Origin of the sequence: Leptospira fletcheri (assembly GCF_004769195.1) — a bacterium.
GTDB lineage: Bacteria > Spirochaetota > Leptospiria > Leptospirales > Leptospiraceae > Leptospira_B > Leptospira_B fletcheri.
The window spans coordinates 224,184-240,733 of record NZ_RQET01000009.1 but is presented as its reverse complement, the minus strand read 5'-3'; the positions used below and the strand labels follow the sequence as shown (position 1 = coordinate 240,733).

The following is a 16,550-nucleotide window of genomic DNA, read 5'->3' as shown; positions in this document are numbered from 1 at the left end:
ACACCAGAAGATTCAATAACTTCCGGTTTGAATCTCTCCTGCACGTTCGTAATTCGCAATGATAATGCCGCTCGGAGAAACTTGGCTTTCCGTCATCTTGAATGCGGCCGGAATTGTGCCGTCGACAAACAATCGTTTTCCGCTACCTAATGTCAGCGGATAGATCTTTAACCAGAACTCATCGACCAAATCATTCTTCAGAAGCGTCTGAACAAGATTTGCACTTCCGTAAACGTGTAAATTCGGCCCTTCTTGCTGCTTGAGTTTGGTGACTTTTTCCACAATGTCTCCGCCCAAAAATACGGAGGGCTGCCATTCATGAGAGGACATACTATTCGAGACTACGTACTTGGTCGCTGACATGACACCTGGCCATTTGTCCGCATGCAGTGGCCAGTAGGGGGCCCAAATTTCAAAAGTTTTACGACCTAACAACAGATCGAACGGTATGCTCATCTGTTTTCTCATAGCTGTTTCGATAACGTCGTCCGAATAGGGAACTTGCCATCCCCCATAGGCGAAACCTCCACTCGTATCTTCCTGTGGTCCGCCGCAGGCTTGTATGACTCCATCCAGAGTGACGAATTCGAGTACGATAATTTTCCTCATAGCCGAGCCCTCATAAAATATCTCTCAACTCGATTCTGGAATAAAAGTTTATGTAAGTCAATGGCATTAAAAGACTGGTGTTCCAGTTTCTAACGCCCAACATGACGACTACTGGAGAACAAAGATGAGTGATCCCTATTCTGGCGGCTGCGCCTGCGGTGCAATTCGCTACAACATTTCTGATGAACCGATATTTATGAATGATTGTCAATGTCGGGACTGCCAAAGAATGAGCGGCACAGGGCATGGATCGTATATTACGTTTCCGTCTCGAGCCACCGTAAGACTGAATGGAGAAGCCTCACACTTTGACATGGTTGGCGATAGCGGGAATGTTAAAACCGGTAGTTTTTGCGCAAAATGTGGCTCGCCGGTGTACATGACTTTCGCTGCAATGCCGGAATTATTTACGATACACGCAACAAGCCTCGATGATCCGACTCGATATAAACCGCAGGCAGTGCATTATGTAATGCGCGGTTATATTTGGGACCATCTCGATCCTTCACTGCCGAAATTCGAGAAGATGCCTCCGTGATAGAAGTTGCTCGCTGAGCAAAGAATGATCTTCAATTTCGTTGAAACAGGATCGGTAGAGTACTATTTATATAATTATTTTATATTATTTATTTACACACGATTCGTAAATACGCAACTTGGATTACGGTTGCAAAAGGTAAGGGTAGGATATAGGGGCTTTTTCAATGGAGAGAGAATTTAGTTATGGATTTGGGCAGATAAAAATTACAGTAAATGAAAATTATTTAATCTGTAAGGAACCAGCACATACGAATATTGAAATTCCTTTATCTGAAATCGAAGATATCGTGTACGAGAAAGGGATTCTTTACGGCCTAGTGAATATCATCTACAGAGAGAATATTCAAACTGTAACCAAATGTTCGAAATGCGGATCTGATCAGTTGCTGGAAAATAAAGAGAAATTTAACATCTTTCAGCAGGTATTCGGAGTCGTATCTTTCGTCATAGTGAGCGCTATTTTTTTCAGTATATTCGGAGCTTTGCTTTTTGGTGCAATTGGGGGTGTGCTTCTCGGTATAATTGCGATTGTATCTTTCAGTATAATAGGGATATTCGGAATTTTGCTCGGAGCGGGTAGAGCTAGAATTAAGATTACGTGTATAAAGTGCGGTCATAACTGGTTTGCTGCGGATAAAACTGGAAAATGGAAAAAGCTAAAATGTAGGAAGAGAAATCTTTCAAAACAGGTTACAGAACAAGTTTCCAAATGTATGAAATTGATTGCTTCAGAAAAGTGATCTCTTTCGGTTTCAAAAACTGAATCTAGTTATCAGCCCTGGAGCCACGTTTTAGAATGTCCGCAATCTCTCGTTCGGTCTTCCAGAGATTTCGTTTTGTTTCCCTTTACATAACAGGGGAATTGCATGTCAGCCCTACGAATTGCCAAACAGAAAAAACGTCCCTTGGCTTTAGCAATGAGCTCAAGTGATTCATTTCGAAAAATAAAATCTAGGAGGGTCCCGAATCGGCCATGACTACGGATATGAAATATTTCATTCAAAAAAGGATTCCTGCAATTTTTAGTAAAAACTTCTCACTTTTTACGATTTACCTTCTTATTTTGATTCCGTCGATCAGCATGCAGGCGCAAAATTCGAGCTACTGCTCTTATATAAATGATCATGATCTGAAGAACATATGCAAAGCGCAGGCTGAAGGAAATTCAAGTCATTGCAGTTATATAAATGATCATGACTTGAAGAATATGTGCAGAGCACAGGCGGAGAGCAATGCAAGCCACTGTAGCTATATCAATAATCATGATTTGAAGAATCAATGCAGGGCTCAGGTCGGAAATCATTCGAGTTATTGTAGCTATATAAATGATCATGACCTAAAGAACATGTGTAGAGCGCAGGCTGAAAGAAATTCAAGTCATTGCAGTTACATCAACAATCATGATTCGAAGAACATGTGCAAAGCGCAGGTTGAGAGAGATCCAAGCCATTGTAGTTATATAAATGATCGTGATTTAAAGAATAAATGCAGGACATCCGTTAAGTAAAAACTACCATTTTCCCACCAATCATTCATGATTGAAAATAATTTCGCTTGTAACACGTCTTACAAGCTGGTATTCAATCATTCAAAAGGCATGCAAAATGGAAGATGCAAAAAATCAAAATGAGAGTTCGAGTTTACCCGTTAACACAACACCGAAGGTAGTTGGGATCGGTGGCATTTTCTTCTTTTCCGACAATCCAAAGGAAACGAAAGAATGGTATTCGAAAAATCTAGGGCTTGAGATCAATGCTTGGGGTTCTGTGAGCTTCGAATCCAGGAATTTGAACAATCCCGACGAGATAGACTCCCTTCAATGGAGTCCTTTCAAAAAGGGGGACGAATATTTTTCCCCATCCAAAAAGGATTTTATGATTAACTACCGAGTGCAGAACATCGAAGGACTTGTAAACAAACTCAAAGAGAACGGCGTAACCATACTGGATGACATTGCGAGCTACGACTACGGAAAGTTTATTCATATTATGGATGTGGAAGGAAACAAGATCGAGCTGTGGGAGCCCCGTTGACAGCGCTTTCACTCTAAGGATCGCAGAACAATCGGGGAACCGTTGATTTCATGCTGAGCCGAATTCACTAAATGAAGGAAGAACACCTTTCATTGTGTACGCATACGTTTCCTAGTTCACTCACAGCTCTCGCGTTGGCTTCCGTGCCTAATTCGGTCTAAATTCCGACAAGGACAATTTCGGAAACATTCCGTTTTCACAAACCCTTTCATATAAATCTAGCAGGAGGAGGGAGTGATGGCTCTCGGCTTTTGCTTGTACTTGCCATTACTATTAGTTATCATGAGACCTATGACGCCTTGAGAGATGAATATGAGACTTTCTTTAAAAGAGATAGATCATATATTCTTAGCTTTGATTGAGCTGGATTCGGATAAGTATGATTATCAAATTTCTATGAAAGAATACGTTGCCTGCGCGAACAAAGAGAATTTGATGCAGGTTTTGATCGGAAAGAAAAGCGAAAGCTGGCAATCTTTCAAAGTGGATTTGGTATCCTATTTATCTAAGCTCGGTTTTGAATGGGAACCTTCGCAAGGGCAGGGCGGCTCCATGAAACTTACGAAGATTTACTTGCCGAATGCAATAGGGAATTTGTTAGCCCGGAAAATATTCGATACAGTAACCGAGGGGGAATTGTCTGAAGCTCTTTCGACAATACTTCCGAATATGATGAGATATTTGCAGAATGATCCGGGTATTTTCCATTTATCCGCCGTTCGCGACGGATTCAAGGATTTCGTGTCTAATAATAGTACTTACAAATTTAAGCGAGGTAAGGGGAACTATTTCTATAAAACAAAGAATGAGTTTGTCTATTACGGAGCCGACGGAAAACAAGATGAAGTCGGCCTAGGCAATTTAATCAAAGAAAAGTTGGAGAAGTGGCTCTCGATAGAGATAAGGCACTCGCAATATGACCGCGGAGGCGGGAAACTCCAGAATTACGACTTTGTGGGTTACAAAATCCTGTCGGATATCAATTTCGACAATTTAGCGATTTATACTTTCGAGTTAAAGGCATCAAATACGATAGATTCGATAACGAAAGCTATCAGCCAAGCCATTAACTATAAATCCTTTTCAAACTACTCTTACATAGTGATTCCTATGTTCGACTATGAGCTTTTTCATGATAAGGATAGATTTGAAACGTTTAAGCAATTGTGTCGAAAGCGGATAGAAGTAACTGTTCGTGGCTGATCACAATCGGCAGTGACAGTCGTTGCATGAAGGGTCTGATGGACAATGCCGTTATGAAATTCAGTTCGACCGAAATAGAACTATGCTAGATTAAAGATTACCGTTTAGAAATAACGGGTAAAAATTCAGGACAGAGACGACTGCTATAGGTTTCAACTTTTGCTTGGCAAATCTTGATACCCGTTTTAAAGTCTTCTTTCAAGTCCGGAAATCGCTAGGAGAAAATTCATGTCGGCTCTTGTTCTCAAGATCTTGCTATTCGTTTATATTCTCTTCTCCCTTCTGAAGTTCTTTGAGTTCTTTTATCGCTCCGATAAAAAGAAGCAGGAAGGACTGGAAATGGTGTATGAAAAAGGGAACGGAAAGATCATTCGGATTTTCGATAATGTGATCCTGATTCTGATGATCGTGTTTCTCGTTCTGCTCGCCTTGACCGGTGTCGAATACCTCAGCTTTACTACCGGTCTACTCGTCGGTATGACCTTGATCCAGGTGTACTTTCATCGTTTTTCTAAAACGATTCCGCCGGAACAATCACCGAAACCTCCGATCACGGCTCTCAAGCTCATGTCTTACTCGATCCAAGCGCAACCCGGGAATGCTTGGCGCGAACTAGTGTTCATGACCGTCCTATTCCTTTGGGCCTTGTACAAACTTGTCTCCGATGGATTCGGTTGGTTTCGCTGAGTTCTCTTCTATTTCCGCTGCAAAACTTCCGCAACAAGACGATCTAGGTTTTGCTCGTTTGCAGGCACGACGATAGGTTCCAATCGGCTTGCGACTTCCGGATTTTCGAATTTTTGAGACCAAGACAGGAAGGTTCCCGTCGAGGAAGGCGTTAACGTGATGGTCAATTGGTACTTCGGCTCTCCGACATGCCGGATCACTACTTTCCTTTCGGGTTCGATTTCGACAAAAACGTTTTCGTTCGCATAATCCGTGCCGTCCGGCCCGTGCATCGTAAAAACCCACCGCCCTCCATTCTGAAATTCGCAAATTTCGAAAGTATTTGTGAAGCCCTTCGGCCCCCACCACTGAGACAAGCGTTTCGGGTCGCTCATCGCTGCGAAAATCTGCTCTACACTTGCTTGGATCTCTCTGGAAGTATTGAATGCAGTCATTTGTCTTTCCTTAACATTCCGTTTTGTATTCCAAAAATAACTTTTCTGGGGAAAATCGAAAAAGCAGAATTTCTCCGAGGAGGAATTTTTTTAGCGGACGATCGGGAACGTAAGATGATATGCCATCGCATACCGACTTCGGAACAAGAAAAGAGGTTACAGATTTTCAAAAGTTGCAGCGTATGTACAGTGAGATGAGTAAAACGAATCCCAAAGTCGATCAATATCTAAGGAAAGCGAAGCAATGGCGGGAAGAATTCGAAACATTCAGAATGATCCTTCTCGATTGCGGTTTGATCGAAGAATTCAAATGGGGTCAGCCTTGTTATACTCTGGAGAAAAGCAATCTAGTGTTAATCCATGGATTTAAGGAGTATTGCGCGCTTCTCTTTTTTAAGGGCGCTTTGCTAAAGGATCCCAAGAAAATTCTAATCCAACAAACGGAAAACGTACAATCCGCACGCCAGATCCGGTTCACGAATACCCAACAAATTACGAAGATGAAAACCGTTATCAAAGCGTACGTTCGGGAAGCGATCGAAGTGGAAAAATCCGGTTTGAAAGTAAGTTTTAAAAAGACGGCAGAGTATGCGATTCCTGAGGAATTTTTAAGTAAATTGGATGAGAATTCCGCCTTGAAAGCCGCTTTTGATGCGTTGACTCCGGGACGGCAAAGGGCTTACATTCTCCATTTTTCCGCCGCAAAGCAATCCAAAACCCGGGAATCTAGGATTGAAAAATGTACGCCTCGCATTCTTAGTGGAAAAGGATTGGATGACTAACTCTTTTCCCGCATTCCCAGTTCGAAACGGAATGCGAAAACCTCCGATCGGAGAGACGATTCTTGAAAGACATTTCCTTTGAACTCGTTAAAGAGCCGAGGAAAACGGCGCCCGGAATCGGTTTCATCAACCTTGATACGAGCATCCAATGGCCTTTCATCTATGAATTCTTGGATTCTTTGAATAAAAAGGTCGGTTCTAAACTGTCTCTTGTGAGTTTCGATTCTGCGCATAATTTTCCGTTTTCCAATGACGCGTATGCATATTACAATTTTCCTACGGACGCTCTTGTCGCTTATACGAAATCCGGAATTCCCTTCGGAACGGAAATCGTTCAAGACCCGTATTTCACGATGAGTGCTTTTAGCACAGAGGAAAATCGGGAAATCCAGATGGAATATAATAGCGGTTCTGCGAAGTTACTTCTTCCCGCCGGTAAGTTCTGCGGCGCCATGGACGTTGCGCTTACCGTATTCGGTCTAAGTTCCGAAGATTTCCGTCGAGTCGGTCCGGATGTTTCCGTCGAAATCTCGGATACTAGATTCTGTCCGATCAAAATTGAGAATGGCTTCCCCCGGTCCAGCGATTTTGTACCTGCGACTCGGGACGTAGTATATCGACCGAGTGAAGATTACGGTCCGTTTGTAGGTCCGATCGTCGTTTACAGAAGCAACTATGACGCTAGCTGGTCGTTCGGATATACGTACACTCATTCCGTATTGCCTTATTTCGATAGGTTCGCAGTGGAAATCAAAAACGAAGACTTGAAGAAGATGAAGAAAGTCTAAAAAAGGAGAACATATGAACGATCCTTGGACGAATCGCTGGAATGAAAGATATGCGAAAGAGGAATTCGCTTTCGGTACGAAGCCGAACGAATATCTGAAAGAACGATTGGAAGGGTTGTCTCCCGGAAGCATTCTTTTCCCGGCGGAGGGAGAAGGGCGCAACGCGGTTTTCGCCGCTAAACTAGGATGGAAGGTCTCCGCCTTCGATATCAGTATCGAAGGGAAGAAGAAAGCCCTCAAATTGGCGGAGGACAACGGTGTTCAAATCGACTACCGAGTCCTTTCCGAGTTGCATCCATCGGAATACGAACCGGAACGATTCGACGCGATCGCCCTGATCTATGCCCATTTTCCCGCGAACATCAAATCTTCCTACCATAGGACCCTCGGTACATTCCTGCGTCCGAACGGAATCGTAATCTTCGAGGCATTCAGCAAAAAACATATCGATTATGTAATGAAGGACGAGAGAGTAGGCGGTCCGAAAGATATAGAATCCTTGTTCTCGATCCGGGAACTACAAGAGGATTTTCCGAATTATGAAAGTTTGGAACTAGTGGAAAAGGAGATCGAACTGAACGAGGGTTTGTTCCACAACGGAAAAGGTTCCGTGATCCGCTTTGCGGGAAGAAAACCGCGCGGCCTTTGACGGTCCGCGCAGAAGTCCTTCCATTGAGTCGATCGATCTTTAGCGTTTTCCGCCGGTTTATTCTTTACCCACGTGCCAATGCTCTAAGCCGTCAATGATGTTCGTCCAACCGCGATGGTGGGCTTCGATAAGCTCTTTCGTCGGGAGGAGTTCGTGAGTCAAGGTTACGAGGGTCTGGGGTTTTCGAATCGTCTTCCCTTCGCTCTCCACCGTGATTTCCGGTAAGGCGGCAAACGTAACGGTAACGAGAGTATCCTGGTCTCCCGTCATATGCGATCTCCAAGTAAAGACCAACCTGGTCGGTTCTTCGATCACCTTGTATTCTCCCGTATGCGGTAAAACCTTTCCGTCGAGAGTCATATCGATTTGGAATTTCCCTCCGGGACGCGGATCCATGCTGACCGATCCTATCCCTACGCCCATCTCGTTACAGCATAAGAACCATCGCGCAAGTTCGTCCGGCTTCAACCAAGCGCGAAACAGTCTAGCCGGTTCCGCATTAATTTTTTTTTCTACTTTTAGGACCTCTTTGGTCATGATCTTGCTCCTCTATAAAAGTTTCGAGTCTATCGAGTTTATTGCTCCAGAATTGCTGATGGTAAGCGAGCCAGTCCGACGCCTCGGAAAGGGTTTGGTTTTGCAATTCCAATCGGTAACTTCTCCCGTCTTCAGGATCCCGCACCTTGCGCACAAGGCCGGCTGCAGTCAGCACATCTATATGTTTTGCGACTCCCGCAAAGGACATGGAAAAAGGCTGCGCGAGTTCGGAAATCGAGAGAGGCTGTTTCCGCAATCTCGCAAGCATCTGTCTTCTCGAGCTGTCCGCTAACGCCGCGAACACGCTATCCAGTTTCTGCTCGTTTTTCCTTAATTCAACCATCTAGTTAAATAAATGATTCCGGAATAGAATCCTGTCAAGTATTAAACCTTTTAGTTGAATAAATGTTCGGAAATTTTTTCTACACATAGACCGGCTTGCCCGGGCCTATAAGAAAGGAATTGACGGAAAACGAGAAAAGGTGCAGTCCTAATACGAGAGAAAACTATGCAAGATAAGAAAGTGATCGGGCCCGAAAGCTCCGCAGTGCGTGTGGCTTTGTGGCGGGCCATGCACGTTCAGATAGATTCTCCTCCTCATTTGTTGGAGGACGAGATAGGTTTGAAATTGACGGCTCCGGACGAAGGTTGGCGCCAACGTCCGGACATGCATCCGGCGGGGACCGCACCTTATCGGGCATCGATCGTAGCGAGAGCTCGTTTTATCGAAGACCTAGTTCTGGAAAATTGCGATCGTGGAGTAAACCAGTATGTGATCTTAGGTGCCGGTTTGGATACGTTTGCCCAGCGTCGTCCGTCGATCACATCCCAACTTCGGATTTTTGAAGTGGACCAGCCGGGTCCTCAAGCTTGGAAAAAACAAAGATTGGTCGATCTGGGTTTCGGCATTCCGGATTGGCTTCATTTCGTTCCCGTAGATTTCGAGGCGGGGGAATCTTGGTGGAATCTTTTGGAGAAGGCCGGTTTCGATCAAAGTCGGCCGGCAGTCGTCGCCTCCACAGGAGTTACCATGTATCTTACCCAAGAGGCGATCTTTGCGATGTTACGTCAGATCGCTTCCCTTGCTCCGGGCTCCACTCTCGCGATGACCTTTATTCTTCCTTTGGACCTGATCGATTCGGAAGAACGTCCCCAACATGAGGCCGTTTATAAGGCGGCGAGTGCCGCAGGAACTCCTTTTCTAAGCTTTTTTCGTCCGCCGGATATTCTGGACCTTGCCCGCAAAGCGGGTTTCTCCCAAGTGCAGTACGTATCTGCGGAAGATCTTACCCGGAAATATTTTGTCGGGAGAAGCGACGGGCTGAAACTCTCCAGCGGCGAAGCCTTCCTAATCGCATCCGTCTAATAAGAGGTACATTATGAATCCTAAATTAAGAAATATTCTCTCCATACTCGCCGCAATCATTCTCGGTAGTTTCGTAAATATGGGGATCATCACTCTCGGAGGTCGACTGATTCCTCCTCCTGACGGCGCCGATCTGACGACTATGGAAGGATTAAGGGCCTCCATACATCTGTTACAACCGAAACATTTTATGATTCCCTTATTTGCCCATGCCTTAGGAACGTTCGCGAGCGGACTCGCCGTTTCTTTTCTCGCAGCAAGCCACAAAAGGGAATTCGCACTCGGTGTGGCCGCATTTTTTCTATTGGGCGGAGTGATGAATTCCTTTACGCTTCCTGCCCCGGTTTGGTTCATTGTTTCGGATCTGACGCTTGCCTATCTTCCTATGGGGGTTCTCGCGGAAAGGCTTGTGGCAAGGAGAAGCGCTTGAAGCTATTCACTCTAGGATTCACCCAAAAAAGTGCATCCCAATTTTTCGAACTGCTCAAGCAACCCGGATTAAAGCGAGTGATAGACATCCGTTTGAACAACGTATCCCAGCTCGCCGGCTTCACGAAAAAAGACGATTTGCAGTTCTTTCTGCGAGAGATTCCGCATATCGATTATGTGCATTCCGTGGACCTGGCCCCGACCCAGGAGATATTAGACGAATATAAAAAGAACAAGGGCGATTGGAAGGTTTTCGAGAAGAAATTCGTAAATCTGATGAAGAAACGGAAAGTGGAAACCCTCTTTCCTAAAAATCTCTTCGACGGCGCTTGTCTGCTTTGTAGCGAACCTTCCCATGAGCACTGCCATAGGCATTTTGTGGCCGAATATCTAAAGGCCTCTTGGGGAAATATCGACATCATTCATTTATAGAACTGATTAGGGTCGGAGGACCGATATGACGACAAAGACCAGTATCAATTTCCCGAGAGTGCTTCTAGGAGGAATCCTAGCAGGGCTGATTTTCTTCGTTGTTGCCGGCATCGTAAACGGTGGCATTCTTAAAAACGATTTCGAAGGTTGGATGCAAAGAACCAGCGGAGTAATCCATCCCTTGCCCCAATCCGATTCTCTTTTGCTTTGGGCCTTGATGTGTTTCCTCCAGGGTGTCGTCGGAGTTTGGATTTACGCCGGAATTCGTCCCCGCTTCGGCGCCGGACACAAAACTGCTTTGATCGCTGCTTTGGTTCTTTGGATCGCTTCGAAGCTTTCCGTGTCCATCGATTTCATCACTCTAGGTATTTTCCCGTACCGTATTCTTACGGGACAGTTGGTCGGAAGTTTCGTTTCTACCTTCCTAGGTATCTTCGTCGGTGCCTGGTTTTACAAGGAGGACTCCCATGCCGGACATACTTCATAGAGTAGGAATCCGATCCAAGCCCGATCAGGTTTTCGAAGCGATCAATACGATCCAAGGACTGTCTCATTGGTGGACGACCGAGACTTCGGGAAATACGGGACTCGGCAAAATCGTGGATTTCGGTTTTACCAAGATGAAGGTCACGAAATTCGTGAAGAACAAACTCTTGGAATGGAGATGTATGGAAGGTCCCGAGGAATGGATCGATACCTCCGTCACTTTCAAACTGGTATACAAGGAAAAGCAGACCTTCGTTCTTTTCTCCCATGCAGGATGGAAATCTCCGGTGGAATTCATGTACCATTGCAGCACGAAATGGGCCACTTTTCTTTTGAGTCTCAGAAATTGGGTGGAGCGCGGAGAAGGACATCCTGCCCCGTACGATGTCAAGATTCACGTAAACGATTGAATGATTGCCCTTTCCCTTTTTCCGGTAACAATTCTAAAAATCGGAAAAAATTTCCGATGAATCGGATTTTTCTTTTTGGATCGCAAGAAGTATCAAGCGAATTGCTTGCAGGTCTGGTATTCTCCATTCCTAAGCATCGATAGAAACGGCATGAATTTCGTTCAGAAGGCCCTTTGGTTCGTGGAAAGTCATTCCAGGGAGAACATCTCCTTGGAGGAAATCGCAAAGGCTTCCGGAGTTTCACCCTTCCATCTCACCCGAACGTTTGCGGACGCGATGGGAGTCTCTTTGATGCGATACGTTCGTGCTCGTCGGTTAAGCGAAGCTGCAAAGCGACTGATGGAAACCGGGGAATCGATTCTCGACCTAGCCCTCGAAGTCGGCTACGGATCTCATGAAGCTTTTACCCGTGCCTTCCGCGACCAGTTTTCCGCCACTCCCGATCAGGTACGAAACCTAGGACACCTGAAGAACATCGATCTAGTGGAGGCTATCACGATGAATTCCCAACCTATTACCGTCGCACTCGACCCGCCGCGATTCGAAACTCTAAATCCCAGAATCATGGTCGGCATTCTGGAACGCTACGATTGCCAATCCCCCGGAGGAATTCCGAACCAATGGCAGAAATTTTCCCCTTATCTAGGAAACATTCCCGGACAGATCGGAGAGGATGCCTACGGGGTCTGTTATAACTTCGACGAGGAAGGAAACTTCGATTATTTGAGCGCTGTAGAAGTCGCCGAAGGCCATTCGTTGCCGAGCGGCCTGGTCCGTTTGAAGCTGCCCACTCAACGTTATGCGGTATTTTCCCATAAAGGACATATCGCCGGAATCCGGTCCACGATTTCCGCGATCTGGAACAAATGGTTTCCTGAGTCCGGTACGAAACCCGTCAACGCGCCGAATTTCGAAAAGTACGGAAAGGAGTTCAATCCCGCTACCGGGGAGGGCGGTCTGGAAATCTGGATGCCGGTAGAAAAGTAAACGTGTCTTCTCCGACGCGGGACCTGATTTTTGATTTGCGTTTCCGCGTCGGAATTCTAAAAACCCTGTATGGTCGAGCGGGAAATTTCCATTCCTTCCTTTTCACTCGCGGAAATAGAAAGAGTTCCCGAGTCCGTTTTTTACGCAGGCAAATTGGAGGAACTCCCGCCTTCATTCCGGGAATATTCCAGTTCTCATAGACACAATTACTTTGCGGTTTTCTTTTTTCTGCAAGGAGCGGGAACTCATACCATAGATTTTACGGAGTTCGAAATCCGTAAAAATTCGGTATTCTTTTTAAAACCGGGGCAGGTCCATTCCTGGAATTTCATCGGCCGCATCGAAGGTTATGCATTGAAAGTCTCCTCGGATTTTTACGCGCAAAACGGCTTTCGATCTTCCCTCCGAGACTTTCCTTTCTTTCGATACGGATCCACGGTTTCCGGAATCGTACCTAAGGATATCGAATCCTTAAGATCGGATTTCGGAAGATTGGTATCTTCCTGGAAAGCCGAGGAAGATCCGAGAGCTCTAAATGCGATCTCCCAATTGATTCTTTTGCAATTGGAAAAGGATTACGACCAGGTATCGAATTTCTCCTCTCGGGACTCCAAAGTCGCGGAATTCCAGCGGATGCTGGACGAATTTTTTCTGCAAAAAAGAAGCACAGCGTTTTACGCTCGAGCTTTGGGTCTTTCTCCAGCTCTTCTCAACAAACAATGCAAATCCGTCCTCGGGCAATCCGCAAAATCCCTGGTTCATGACAGAATTATGTTGGAGATTAAGAGACTCCTGATTCACAGCGACTTGAGTCTTTCGGAAATATCTAGAGACTTGGAATTCTCCGATTCAGCATATTTCAGTCGGTACGTAAAGATCCGATCCGGATTGACTCCCGCGGAAATTCGGAACCGAGTGCGAAAAGTGCAATAGAAGAATCGATCCGTCCATTTACGAAAACTCCGCTTGCGTGTTACACTCCTTCCGTGGAGGCGAGGGAAATCGCTTCTCACAGGAGAATGGAATGATCGAAAAATTGCTTTTTACGGAGGCGAACTTCGCTTATACGATTGCGAGGATCACGCTCGGAGCGGTAATGCTTCCCCACGGCTTACAGAAATTGTTCGGATGGTTCGGAGGCTACGGCTTTTCTGCCACAGTGAACTTCTTCTCCTCCCAGGGAATTCCGAGCCAGGTTTCCGTGCTGGTGATTCTTGCAGAATCCTTCGGTGCCTTAGGACTGATCTTCGGTTTCGGGACCCGAATTTCGGCCTTGGGGATCGGCCTGGTCATGATCGGGGCCGCGATCTACCAAAGGCAAAACGGATTCTTCATGAATTGGTTCGGTTCCCAAGCGGGAGAAGGATTCGAATATCATATTTTAGCCGTCGGAATTTCGGGTCTTCTCGTTCTTTCCGGAGGAGGGGCTTGGGCTCTGGACTCGGTGCTATTCAAAAGAATCCTGCCTGATTGATTCACCTTGGAACAGCCCCCCAGGACAAAATCCGGGCGGGGCTGTCTTTCCGTTTCTGCCAATTTGTCCGAGATTTCCTTTCGAACTCACCTGTTTGCAGGAAAATGCAGGGCCTTCTTCTTTTTTCCATTGACAAAAAGTCTTCCTATCTATTATTTTACCAGTTGGTTAATTAACTATATGGTTTCATCTGCGATACTGGAAGATCGGTTGAGCGTCACCTTTGCCGCACTTGCGGACCCGACTCGCAGGCAAATTTTATCCACCCTCCAAGGGGGGGAGGCTTCCGTGAAGGAACTCGCGGAACCTTTCGATATGAGTCTGCCTGCGATCACCAAACATCTGAAAGTATTGGAAAGAGCAGGACTGATTTCGAGAGGTCGGGAGGCCCAGTGGCGCCCGGCAAAATTGGAAGTAGGTCCCTTAAAAGAAGCGTCCGATTGGATCGACCGCTATCGCAAGATTTGGGAAGAGCGATTCGATCGTCTGGAAGAATATTTGAAGGAGTTACAACAGAATGGACACGACGACACAAGAAGCCGGTCATAATCCGGCAAAGACAAGAATCCTGATTCGGAATATCGCGTATTGGGTTACCACCGTTCTTGTCGCCGCGAGTTTCGGCTCGGGAGGGATCATTTATTTAAGCGGAAGTCCGGAGGTTGCAGCCGGAATGCAACAACTAGGATTCCCACCGTATTTTCCGATGATCTTAGGTCCTTGGAAGTTGTTAGGCGGAATCGTAATCCTGCTTCCTAGGCTGGCTCTTTTGAAGGAATGGGCCTATGCGGGAATGTTGTTCAATCTCACGGCCGCCAGTGCAGCGAACGCGTTTGCGGGAAATGCAGTCTGGCATATCATCACTCCTCTTGTGGTGCTCCTCCTCGTCGCCGCTTCCTGGGCGCTTCGACCGGAAAGCAAAAGGCTCCCAGGCACTCTGAACTAAGACCGTTTCAAAAGGAGAAATCGGACATGGAAAAAGAATTGGAATCGAGTACTGCGGACCGGGAAATCTCTACTACGAGAATTTTTGATGCTCCCCGAGAATTGGTTTGGGAAGCCTGGACGAATCCGAAACACATCGTCCATTGGTGGGGGCCGAACGGTTTTACGAATACGATCGATAGCATGGAAGTGAAACCGGGAGGAGTCTGGAAATTCATCATGCACGGTCCCGACGGAACGGATTATCCGAATCAGATCGATTACACCGAGGTTGTCAAACCGAGTCGACTCGTCTATACCCACGGTACCGGCGAAGCGGATTATCCGGGAGAATTCAAGGTGACCGTAATCTTTACGGAAAAGAATGGAAAAACGGAACTTTACATGAAGTCGGTCTTTAAGACTGCGGAAGCGCGCAACGAAGTAGTCGAGAAGTACGGAGCGACGGAAGGTCTGAACCAAACTCTCACGAAACTTGCGGACTATCTGTCTAAGATGTAAAAAACGCGACGAATGCGATCGACGAGAATTGTTTCCGTCGATCGTCCTGAATATTTTTAGAATCGAATCTTCGGATTCGTAGGGAGAAACTATGCTTCGGTTAAAATCGGTTTTAAAGGGAATCGGACTCTTGGTCCTAGTCCTCTTACTAGGAGTGATCGGATTTGCGGCCACCAAGCCGGACCAATTCCGTATCGAAAGGTCGATCGAGATCCAAACCTCCGCGGAAAAAGTATATTCCGTACTGACGGATCTGCGCCAAGGATCCACCTGGTCTCCTTTCGAAAAGGACCCGGGAATGCGGAGGAAATTCAGCGGATCCGAAACCGGAAAAGGAGCGGTGTACGAGTGGGAAGGCAAGGAAGCCGGAGTCGGAAGGATGGAAATCACTGAAACGATCCCTTTTTCCAAGATCGTGCTCAAATTGGATTTTGTAAAACCCTTCGAAGCTCATGACACCGTGGAATACACCATCACCTCCGAAGGAAAGACCGCTCGAATCACGTGGACCATGTACGGCGCCAATCACTATTTCTCGAAAGTAATGTCGGTGTTCTGCGATGTAGACAAGTTGGTCGGTTCGGAATTCGAAACCGGATTGGCGAATCTCAAGCGAATTCTGGAAAAATGATCCTGTATGTTCCGATGCACCCGTTCGGTCGCCAAAAGCAAAGACAGGAGAGGCGTACTAAGATGAGAAAAATCGTTTTTCAAATGTTGACCACTCTGGACGGTTATTACGCCGGATCGAATGGAGAAATCGATTGGCACTATGTGGATGATTCGTTTAACGAATATGCGATGGACTTTCTGGATCAGGTGGACACTCTGGTGTTCGGTCGCCGTACCTACGAACTTATGGCGGGGTATTGGCCTACCTCCTTGGCCGTAGAACAGGACCCGCTGGTTGCGGAAAGAATGAACGATTTGGATAAAATCGTCTGTTCTAGAACCTTAACGAAGGCGGATTGGAAAAATACCAGATTGATCCGTGAAAACGTAAAAGAGGAATTTTCGGTTCTAAAAAAAACGCCCGGAAAGGATATCGCGATCTTCGGCAGTTCGAATCTAGGCGCTTACTTAGCGGAACAAGGATTGATCGACGAGTATAGGATTATGATCAATCCGCTGTTTTTAGGAAAAGGGAAGCCGCTTTTTGAGGGACTTTCGTCTATACTGCACCTTGAACTTTTCGATTGGAAACGTTTCGATTCGGGACTCGTTTCCCTTTTGTATCGACCGAAAAAGGATAAATAGA

Annotated in this window: 25 protein-coding genes; 21 read left to right on the top strand and 4 right to left on the bottom strand. The window is 46.1% G+C overall.

Annotation, left to right across the window (positions count from 1 at the left end; translation table 11 throughout):
* Positions 1–12: 12 nt before the first annotated feature.
* Positions 13–609 (bottom strand): dihydrofolate reductase family protein, encoded by a 597-nt coding sequence (locus tag EHO60_RS13205; RefSeq protein ID WP_135768665.1) that lies wholly within the window; start codon positions 607–609, stop codon positions 13–15.
* A 124-nt stretch (positions 610–733) separates the two neighbouring features.
* On the opposite strand from EHO60_RS13205, the gene EHO60_RS13200 reads away from it, so the two are divergent.
* The 5 genes from EHO60_RS13200 to EHO60_RS13180 all read left to right on the top strand — a co-directional run bounded on the left by EHO60_RS13200 (position 734) and on the right by EHO60_RS13180 (position 5,072).
* On the top strand, positions 734–1,147 hold the full coding sequence (locus tag EHO60_RS13200; RefSeq protein ID WP_135768664.1) for a GFA family protein: 414 nt from the start codon (positions 734–736) through the stop codon (positions 1,145–1,147).
* A 166-nt stretch (positions 1,148–1,313) separates the two neighbouring features.
* Complete coding sequence (locus tag EHO60_RS13195; RefSeq protein ID WP_135768663.1) at positions 1,314–1,889, top strand: hypothetical protein; 576 nt, start codon at positions 1,314–1,316, stop codon at positions 1,887–1,889.
* A gap of 864 nt (positions 1,890–2,753) precedes the next feature.
* On the top strand, positions 2,754–3,182 hold the full coding sequence (locus EHO60_RS13190; RefSeq protein WP_135768662.1) for a VOC family protein: 429 nt from the start codon (positions 2,754–2,756) through the stop codon (positions 3,180–3,182).
* A 312-nt stretch (positions 3,183–3,494) separates the two neighbouring features.
* Positions 3,495–4,385, top strand: a complete 891-nt coding sequence (locus tag EHO60_RS13185; RefSeq protein ID WP_246028311.1) for a hypothetical protein — start codon at positions 3,495–3,497, stop codon at positions 4,383–4,385.
* A gap of 228 nt (positions 4,386–4,613) precedes the next feature.
* Positions 4,614–5,072, top strand: a complete 459-nt coding sequence (locus tag EHO60_RS13180; RefSeq protein ID WP_135768661.1) for a hypothetical protein — start codon at positions 4,614–4,616, stop codon at positions 5,070–5,072.
* 8 nt (positions 5,073–5,080) lie between these two features.
* Here EHO60_RS13180 and EHO60_RS13175 read toward each other — a convergent pair whose 3' ends face one another.
* A complete protein-coding gene (locus tag EHO60_RS13175; protein ID WP_135768660.1) occupies positions 5,081–5,506 on the bottom strand; it encodes an SRPBCC family protein in 426 nt (141 codons plus the stop codon).
* Between the two features lie 194 nt (positions 5,507–5,700).
* On the opposite strand from EHO60_RS13175, the gene EHO60_RS13170 reads away from it, so the two are divergent.
* From EHO60_RS13170 to EHO60_RS13160, 3 genes are all read left to right on the top strand, one after another.
* Entirely contained in the window at positions 5,701–6,288 is a 588-nt protein-coding gene (locus EHO60_RS13170; protein WP_135768783.1) for a YdeI/OmpD-associated family protein, read from the top strand.
* A 62-nt stretch (positions 6,289–6,350) separates the two neighbouring features.
* The gene (locus EHO60_RS13165; RefSeq protein ID WP_135768659.1) at positions 6,351–7,076 is read left to right on the top strand and encodes a hypothetical protein; all 726 of its coding nucleotides are present in this window, start codon (positions 6,351–6,353) and stop codon (positions 7,074–7,076) included.
* A gap of 13 nt (positions 7,077–7,089) precedes the next feature.
* The gene (locus tag EHO60_RS13160; RefSeq protein ID WP_135768658.1) at positions 7,090–7,725 is read left to right on the top strand and encodes a class I SAM-dependent methyltransferase; all 636 of its coding nucleotides are present in this window, start codon (positions 7,090–7,092) and stop codon (positions 7,723–7,725) included.
* 57 nt (positions 7,726–7,782) lie between these two features.
* Here EHO60_RS13160 and EHO60_RS13155 read toward each other — a convergent pair whose 3' ends face one another.
* Together EHO60_RS13155 and EHO60_RS13150 are read right to left on the bottom strand one after the other, a co-directional pair.
* A complete protein-coding gene (locus EHO60_RS13155; RefSeq protein WP_135768657.1) occupies positions 7,783–8,262 on the bottom strand; it encodes an SRPBCC family protein in 480 nt (159 codons plus the stop codon).
* The gene (locus EHO60_RS13150) at positions 8,225–8,605 is read right to left on the bottom strand and encodes an ArsR/SmtB family transcription factor (RefSeq protein ID WP_135768656.1); all 381 of its coding nucleotides are present in this window, start codon (positions 8,603–8,605) and stop codon (positions 8,225–8,227) included. The genes EHO60_RS13155 and EHO60_RS13150 overlap by 38 nt, the downstream gene beginning before the upstream one ends.
* 165 nt (positions 8,606–8,770) lie before the next feature.
* Between EHO60_RS13150 and EHO60_RS13145 the strand changes: the two genes are divergently transcribed.
* From EHO60_RS13145 to EHO60_RS13085, 13 genes are all read left to right on the top strand, one after another.
* Entirely contained in the window at positions 8,771–9,628 is an 858-nt protein-coding gene (locus tag EHO60_RS13145) for a class I SAM-dependent methyltransferase (RefSeq protein WP_135768655.1), read from the top strand.
* Between the two features lie 13 nt (positions 9,629–9,641).
* A complete protein-coding gene (locus tag EHO60_RS13140) occupies positions 9,642–10,058 on the top strand; it encodes a hypothetical protein (protein WP_135768654.1) in 417 nt (138 codons plus the stop codon).
* On the top strand, positions 10,055–10,489 hold the full coding sequence (locus EHO60_RS13135) for a DUF488 domain-containing protein (protein WP_135768653.1): 435 nt from the start codon (positions 10,055–10,057) through the stop codon (positions 10,487–10,489). Before EHO60_RS13140 ends, EHO60_RS13135 begins: the two co-directional genes overlap by 4 nt.
* Positions 10,490–10,514: 25 nt before the next feature.
* A complete protein-coding gene (locus EHO60_RS13130; RefSeq protein WP_135768652.1) occupies positions 10,515–10,976 on the top strand; it encodes a hypothetical protein in 462 nt (153 codons plus the stop codon).
* A complete protein-coding gene (locus tag EHO60_RS13125) occupies positions 10,957–11,385 on the top strand; it encodes an SRPBCC family protein (protein ID WP_135768651.1) in 429 nt (142 codons plus the stop codon). The genes EHO60_RS13130 and EHO60_RS13125 overlap by 20 nt, the downstream gene beginning before the upstream one ends.
* Positions 11,386–11,460: 75 nt before the next feature.
* Positions 11,461–12,372, top strand: a complete 912-nt coding sequence (locus EHO60_RS13120; protein ID WP_246028310.1) for an AraC family transcriptional regulator — start codon at positions 11,461–11,463, stop codon at positions 12,370–12,372.
* A 69-nt stretch (positions 12,373–12,441) separates the two neighbouring features.
* Positions 12,442–13,305 carry a helix-turn-helix domain-containing protein gene (locus EHO60_RS13115; protein ID WP_135768650.1) on the top strand — a complete coding sequence of 288 codons (864 nt, stop codon included), beginning with the start codon at positions 12,442–12,444 and terminating at the stop codon, positions 13,303–13,305.
* 91 nt (positions 13,306–13,396) lie between these two features.
* Entirely contained in the window at positions 13,397–13,846 is a 450-nt protein-coding gene (locus EHO60_RS13110) for a DoxX family protein (protein ID WP_135768649.1), read from the top strand.
* A gap of 180 nt (positions 13,847–14,026) precedes the next feature.
* Positions 14,027–14,395 carry an ArsR/SmtB family transcription factor gene (locus EHO60_RS13105; RefSeq protein ID WP_135768648.1) on the top strand — a complete coding sequence of 123 codons (369 nt, stop codon included), beginning with the start codon at positions 14,027–14,029 and terminating at the stop codon, positions 14,393–14,395.
* Positions 14,364–14,792, top strand: coding sequence for a DoxX family protein (locus tag EHO60_RS13100; RefSeq protein ID WP_135768647.1), 429 nt, complete (start codon positions 14,364–14,366; stop codon positions 14,790–14,792). The genes EHO60_RS13105 and EHO60_RS13100 overlap by 32 nt, the downstream gene beginning before the upstream one ends.
* Before the next feature lie 26 nt (positions 14,793–14,818).
* Positions 14,819–15,292: an SRPBCC family protein gene (locus EHO60_RS13095; protein WP_135768646.1), complete on the top strand. Its 474-nt coding sequence runs from the start codon at positions 14,819–14,821 to the stop codon at positions 15,290–15,292.
* 91 nt (positions 15,293–15,383) lie between these two features.
* Positions 15,384–15,923 (top strand): SRPBCC family protein, encoded by a 540-nt coding sequence (locus EHO60_RS13090; protein ID WP_135768645.1) that lies wholly within the window; start codon positions 15,384–15,386, stop codon positions 15,921–15,923.
* Positions 15,924–15,985: 62 nt separating this feature from the next.
* On the top strand, positions 15,986–16,549 hold the full coding sequence (locus EHO60_RS13085; RefSeq protein ID WP_135768644.1) for a dihydrofolate reductase family protein: 564 nt from the start codon (positions 15,986–15,988) through the stop codon (positions 16,547–16,549).
* The last annotated feature ends 1 nt before the right edge of the window (position 16,550 follow it).